The sequence below is a fragment of the Mesorhizobium sp. M1312 genome, assembly GCF_040318115.1.
Taxonomy (GTDB): Bacteria; Pseudomonadota; Alphaproteobacteria; order Rhizobiales; family Rhizobiaceae; genus Mesorhizobium.
Genome location: NZ_JAMYLQ010000073.1, coordinates 1 through 5,891, shown reverse-complemented (window position 1 = coordinate 5,891; position 5,891 = coordinate 1). Strand labels below are relative to the sequence as shown.

Genomic DNA, 5,891 nt, shown 5'->3' with positions numbered 1-5,891 from the left:
GGCAGATGATCGGAGGCGATCCGAGATAGCGATGTATGGTGCACTTCGAGGCTGGAAATCAGACTTGGTGGTTTGGCCAGAATCCGATCGAGCGCAAGCAAAGGGAATCGCGAAGGGAAACTGGGCAGCACAGTGTGGATTGGACCAAAAATGCGGCAGTAGCGCCAGCAACGAGGATCTGCTGTGCACCCGCCATTCGTTGAGATCGCCAAGTAGGATGGTCGGCGTTAGGACCGAACGCGTCGCCTCAAGCAGTGCGTTGGCCTGTTTGGTGCGCGACCGCCGGAGTAATCCAAAATGTGCAGCGATCACCCGCAGGACCACGCCTTCGATCTCCAAATCGACGATCAAAGCACCGCGTGGCTCCAGGCCAGGTAACCTTACCAGGCTGACAGCCTGGACCACTCCCTTGCGAGCTAGTATCAAATTGCCGTGCCACCCATGGGGTCCAAGGTTCTCAGGCGTGTGTGCACTAACCAGATCGGTTTCTCGTCGAATCGTCTTGAGATCCAATAGGCCCTGCCGCGGTCCCGTACGTTCATCAACTTCCTGCAAGGCAATAATGTCGGCGCCTAGTTCGCGTATGACATCACCAACCCGCTGCGGATCGAACCGGCCATCCGTGCCGACACATTTATGGACGTTATAAGAGGCGATCGTCACGCTGCCGGGAACCCGGTTCGCTTGATCGACGTTGGTGCTTGTTGGCAACAAGCGGCTGCGAGCGAAGTTGAAGCGATGGAGTCTGATCGAGCATGCAAATTAAGTTGCCCAGACTGCCGGAAACCGATGAACATAGATGGCGGCGAGAAACGAGTTGATTGACCAACGATGTGGAGCAGCAACAGTTCCATCGAAGGCTGGGTTCAATGCGACCGAGGCCGGAGAGCAGGGCAACCAATGCCGCCAGCTACATCCGCTACGGGCACGTTTCTCAAATCAGCAAGGGCGCCCTTGAGCAGCAGAGTTGATGCGTCGCTGCCGTCCTTCAGACTGCCATAACGGTAACGGGGCCACTCGCTGGACAACAATGCCTATCACGACTGACTTAGACGTATCTTGTCTTCGGTGTGGATAAATAGACTCCCAGTGAGCGGCGCAATCTCTTGCTCTCCCCAGTTGGCTTTGGTGCTATCATGGGCACCATCGGCAGATTTGCTTCCTCTTCGGATGACCGTCCCTCTTTGAGCGCCGTAATCTCGTCATCGCGTCTTTCGATGCGGCTTTTCAGATTGGCGATGCGCTCGGTCAGAAAGTAACGCCCGGCCAGCAAGCCTCCGCCTCCGAAAATGGCCGCGAACGTAGCAACGGTATTCGGTTAGCCAGCACCAGGGCCGAGTTGGTTTGTAAAAAATCGATTAGGTCCTGCATCTTTGCATCCTATTTAATTCCTCGGCAGCTTGTGAATTTCCAGCCGAACCGGCCCTCCCCGCTCGCAAATCGTGCAGAAAATGCCCTTTCGACCGTGCTGAACAGCGCGTCCCTGCCGTAGCGCCTGATGAGGGCCGGCGCCTTTACCTCCGCATGGTGCGAGCAGTTTCTGCACCAGGCGCGTAATGTGTGCCATTCGCGGAGATCGCCCAGCGATACGTCCAGCCCGGCATGTATGCTGCCCTCAACGATGGTCTGCGGCGGCACTGTTGGCTCGCCGGGGGTGATGATCTTTTCCACCACATGCCGGCTGTTGTAGTGGATCAGGAGCATGCCGGGTCGACGCCGGATGGCGGTTTGCCAGGCCGCTTGGCTGACAAATGAGTCCGGCGATCGACAGATGGTCTCGACAAGCGCGTTCTCCTCGCGGTCCCAAACCTCGATCCGGAAATTGTTCTCCGCTGTTGTTGCCATGGCTAGGGTCGCGCCTTATGCAAGCCGCGAGAAAAGCCACTCGAGACAGCTGCCCGCGACATGGCAAGCTCGCGCTCGAGTTCGGCATTCCGGGCGAGCGAATGGGGATTTGCCAAGCCGAGGCAAACGCCGCAGTGGTTCTGTTTCGAGCACCGCGCTGAGGGTGAGCGTTTTCTGTAGACGGCCGTTGTCCCCCTACGTCACCGTTTCGCGGTGTCAGAATCCCGCTCGTCGCGTCTGAGGAACTCGGTTGTGACCGCGCCGAGTTTGCTTTCCAGCCAGTCGGCCATCGCCTCTTCTTCGCGCAGGTTTGCTTTGCACGCGCTTTCGGTTTCGGAATCGCCGACCTCGCCGGCTGCGGCAATGAGCATCTTGTAGCTGGCGATTTCCATATGCTCGAACGTGTAGCTGGCTAGCGATCCTTTCATCACCTCGTCGCCTGCAAAAATGCCGCTGATGTTCTGTCCGAAGGCGATTATCTTACCGCCGGCATCCTTCAGCGTCGAAGATCCATCGCCAATCCGGTCGAGGCATTGTTCGAGACGTTTCGCCTGTTGCCTCGTTTCTTCGAGATGCGTGTTCATCCGGTCGCGAATCTCGGGATAGTTTTCCAGACGCTCGATTTGGCCGCTCAAAATGGTCTCGGCCTGTTCTTCCATGGCGTGAGCGTCGCGCAGCCACTGCACCAGACGTTCTTTGGGCTCCGTCATGTCCGTCTCCGTTGGTCAGCATAGTTTTACTGCCAGCGCAACGTCGCCACAGACAGTTAGTTCCGTCGAGTGGATCGGCCCAACCCGAGGAGATCATGCGATCCTTGAGGCGGTTGACCGCCGCTGACAATATGACGCAAAAGGAGAACGCTAAGGTCGAAGCGCAGCTCGCGATCGCACGCGCAATGATCCGGGCCGGCCGGCCGTTCTAGGTGCGTAATAGTCGACCGCAGTGAAGCCTTAAAGTTTCGGCCCTAGATCACGGCGCATGAGACGCGCTTCTCTCAGGATCGAGGCACGATCAAGTCCGATCAGCGATACAATGTCGCGTATTTGCTGCTCGGTGGCACCTGTTTCCTGCGCAAGTGAGCGTACATAGTCGTCTGTCAGGCGGGCCCGCCCTGCTTCTTCTGCCATCAGACAATGCCTTACGTTTGGGGCAGGAGTCCGATGGTCGCTCCCAAGCGTCAGCGCCCATTGTGTGTGGCTGGCGATCTCACACTGTATCGACTTGCCTAGATTTTATCCAGATGGAAGCGTGTTCGCCAGCCGCGGATGCCCTGGCCATCGAACTCGCCAAAGCTACGAGCACGGAATCGTCGGCAGGTTTCTCAACAAAAGTTCCGGCCTTGAAGGCCTCACCTCGGCCCTCGATGTCCGTGGCACTATAAATCACAAAGGGGATGTTGCGGGCCACGAGTTCTTCAGCAACCGAAGAGCTGACGCCGTCCTGCAAGAGCACGTCCAGTATAACGACGTCCGGCTCAACCAGGGCCAAAATTTGTCTTGCACGAACGCAACTCGGCTCTGAGGCTACCGCAAAGCCAGCCTGTTTAAGGGACGCACGTCGTGCTCCTGCCCAGCAAGGAGGAGCACATGAGAAAGCCACTAGCACTGATTGTTGAGGACGAGCCGATGATCATCGTTGACATCGAGGCGCTGACACCACGGCAACCAATTTCATAAGCCTGTCCGGACCAGAGTGCATGCTCATTTGTTAAAGCGAGCGAAAACACACCGCGCCAAGAGACATGGAGCCAGGCTGTCATGCGATCGTCGACTGCATGCTGGATGCCGGACGGACACTTTGGGAGATCATGCGCTCGCTCCGGCCGATCGCCGCCGAAACAAGGTCGAGGCGTGCAATGATCACTGCCGGGCCGGCCTATTTTGAGTCACGAGTGGTCTCAAAAGGCGTACACTTCACAGGTCGCCCCACACTTCCACGGCAAAGCTGGCGCTCGCGCCGGCCGGAGATCGACAACCCGACTATTCGTCTTTCTTCAAATCTTCAGCTTCGTCCTTCAGCCGCTGCCAGTCTGCGCCGTGCTTGCGAAGCAGTGCCCGCGCCTGTTTGGGCGTTACGTCTGTTACCTCCGCCAGGTGCTCAACTTCGAGTTCTGCACCCTTCTTAACTCGGCTCGTGTCGCTCGTCCTCTTGTCCGCCATCTGTTGCGTCCTCCTTCGCCCGCAGTCAGTGGCAACGAATGTTGAACGTTGTGGTTCCGCCCCTGTGGAACTAACTGCCGACCGTGTAGTTCTACCGCCGAAGGAGATCTCAAATGCTTCGATTCCTAATCGGTCTTGGCGCGCTGTATGCGGCATTTCAAATCGGCCGGGAGTTTGGCCGCATTGACGCGGAGGTCATCCAGACTCCACCCGACGATCGTCGCCCGCCGCCTGGAAACGGGGCAGAGTTCGGCGAGCGGACCTAGGGGTTGGTAGCTTCCCTCAAGCCTGCGCTATCTACGCGACATTGGCGCGAGCAAAACCAGTTATCCTCGTCGCCGAACCCAACAAGGACGCAGCCTGCCTCGGAACTAATGCCGGGGCGGTGTGGTTTTGCAGGATGCCTACCTACTACAATGAAACGACCAACCCCGTCCTAACCGGTATCAAGGCGCGTTGCCCACGCTGCCAACAGGGGCATCTGTTCAGCAGCTATCTCAAGCTGGCGCAGAATTGCGATGTATGCGGATTGGATTTCTCGTTCGCCGATCCGGCTGATGGCCCGGCCTTCTTTTCCATGTCGATTGTGGCATTCCCGGCGCTGGCTTTCGCGCTATGGTTTCAGCTCACGTATGAGCCGTCCTATTGGATGCATGTGATCACAACCTTACCCCTCACCGTTGGCGCGTGTGTTGCATTGCTAAGACCGCTCAAAGGCTGGCTTTTATGCTCTCAGTACTTCCACAAGGCTGAGGAAGGCTCCATCGACCGAGAATGGCATACGGCCGAAGCCGAGCGCCATCGGCAGCGGCCGCCGATCACGTGAAGTGCATGGGCCAAGGACGTATGTAGAGCCACCACACCTTTCAGCCCGCCAATACTCCGTCCTTGGCTCCTATTCGTCGCTGATACCCAGCACGGAACCGGCCGCTTCTTAAACTCTTTGGGGGGTGGATCGGCGTGTTCCTGGACACGTTTCCATAGTCGGTCACGCATGTCGCGGCCCAGGGTGATGAAGGCCGAACCGACATACTTTTGCGTGCCTGGCTCCGCCAGCAAGGCGAATGCGGCCTTGCCCTGTTCGTGTTCTTATTCGATTCTCGGCGATCGTCTTACATTAGCCAGAGTGAACGGAACGGATTCCGCTGGGCCGCGGCAACGAAAGTTGGTCATCGGCGTTGCGCTTGTTCGCCTTGAGGAGGAAATAACTTGTGCCAAGCCTAGATGCGAAGCCCCACCAGTTTCCCACGCTCGCAGGCATTCTGTTTGGCCTTGGTTTGGGCGGCTTTTTCGACGGCATCGTCTTTCATCAGCTGCTCCAGTGGCACCACATGGTAACCAGCGCCGGCTATCCCGCAGAGAGCGTCGAAAACCTACGATTCAACACGCTCCTCGATGGTCTGTTCCACGCCGCCACCTATCTGTTCGTTGTGCTTGGGCTGCTCCTGCTCTGGCGCGCCGCGCATCAATCGCAGCTTTGGTGGTCGGGAAAGATGCTGGTCGGCACAATGCTCATCGGATTTGGCTTATTCAACCTCGTCGAAGGGCTGGTGGATCACCAGATCCTCGGCATCCACCATGTCAACGAGACCGTCCCGCGGGAGCAATGGATCTACTGGGATTTGGGTTTCCTGCTTTGGGGTGCGCTGATGTTGGTCGGCGGGTGGAGGCTGTGGAGGCAGGGCAGGCGTGCCTCGCGAGGCTAGTTGCGTTGAGGTGCCTGCCTAGTAGCGTGATCGCCGCGCAGATGCCAGATGCGCAGCTTCATCTCTGGCGTGTCCACCTCTTATCCGCATCAGCAGCGTGGAACATCTGAGGCGAATGCAAGTTCGGCCGGTAACACCCACGGAGGTAACCAAGTCCTTGTGTCCAGCTTTCTCCTCGGAC

Annotated in this window: 9 protein-coding genes; 2 read left to right on the top strand and 7 right to left on the bottom strand. The window is 57.9% G+C overall.

Translation table 11 applies throughout. From position 1 onward, the window contains the following. The 7 genes from NKH36_RS34300 to NKH36_RS34270 form a co-directional block, all read right to left on the bottom strand. On the bottom strand, positions 1 to 711 hold a 711-nt coding region (locus NKH36_RS34300; RefSeq protein ID WP_352966226.1), incomplete at its 3' end, for an endonuclease/exonuclease/phosphatase family protein. Positions 712 to 1,048: 337 nt separating this feature from the next. Next, positions 1,049 to 1,273: a hypothetical protein gene (locus NKH36_RS34295; RefSeq protein WP_352966224.1), complete on the bottom strand. Its 225-nt coding sequence runs from the start codon at positions 1,271 to 1,273 to the stop codon at positions 1,049 to 1,051. A gap of 107 nt (positions 1,274 to 1,380) precedes the next feature. Then, entirely contained in the window at positions 1,381 to 1,845 is a 465-nt protein-coding gene (locus tag NKH36_RS34290; RefSeq protein WP_352966222.1) for a hypothetical protein, read from the bottom strand. A 200-nt stretch (positions 1,846 to 2,045) separates the two neighbouring features. Beyond that, the gene (locus NKH36_RS34285; protein ID WP_352966220.1) at positions 2,046 to 2,555 is read right to left on the bottom strand and encodes a ferritin-like domain-containing protein; all 510 of its coding nucleotides are present in this window, start codon (positions 2,553 to 2,555) and stop codon (positions 2,046 to 2,048) included. Positions 2,556 to 2,795: 240 nt separating this feature from the next. Continuing rightward, on the bottom strand, positions 2,796 to 2,972 hold the full coding sequence (locus tag NKH36_RS34280) for a hypothetical protein (RefSeq protein WP_352966219.1): 177 nt from the start codon (positions 2,970 to 2,972) through the stop codon (positions 2,796 to 2,798). A 79-nt stretch (positions 2,973 to 3,051) separates the two neighbouring features. Then, a complete protein-coding gene (locus NKH36_RS34275) occupies positions 3,052 to 3,333 on the bottom strand; it encodes a response regulator (RefSeq protein ID WP_352966218.1) in 282 nt (93 codons plus the stop codon). Between the two features lie 491 nt (positions 3,334 to 3,824). Then, complete coding sequence (locus NKH36_RS34270) at positions 3,825 to 4,004, bottom strand: DUF3606 domain-containing protein (protein ID WP_352966217.1); 180 nt, start codon at positions 4,002 to 4,004, stop codon at positions 3,825 to 3,827. Positions 4,005 to 4,404: 400 nt separating this feature from the next. Between NKH36_RS34270 and NKH36_RS34265 the strand changes: the two genes are divergently transcribed. Beyond that, a complete protein-coding gene (locus tag NKH36_RS34265; protein ID WP_352966215.1) occupies positions 4,405 to 4,830 on the top strand; it encodes a DUF983 domain-containing protein in 426 nt (141 codons plus the stop codon). A gap of 385 nt (positions 4,831 to 5,215) precedes the next feature. Beyond that, positions 5,216 to 5,710 (top strand): DUF2243 domain-containing protein, encoded by a 495-nt coding sequence (locus tag NKH36_RS34260; RefSeq protein WP_352966214.1) that lies wholly within the window; start codon positions 5,216 to 5,218, stop codon positions 5,708 to 5,710. Positions 5,711 to 5,891: the final 181 nt, after the last annotated feature.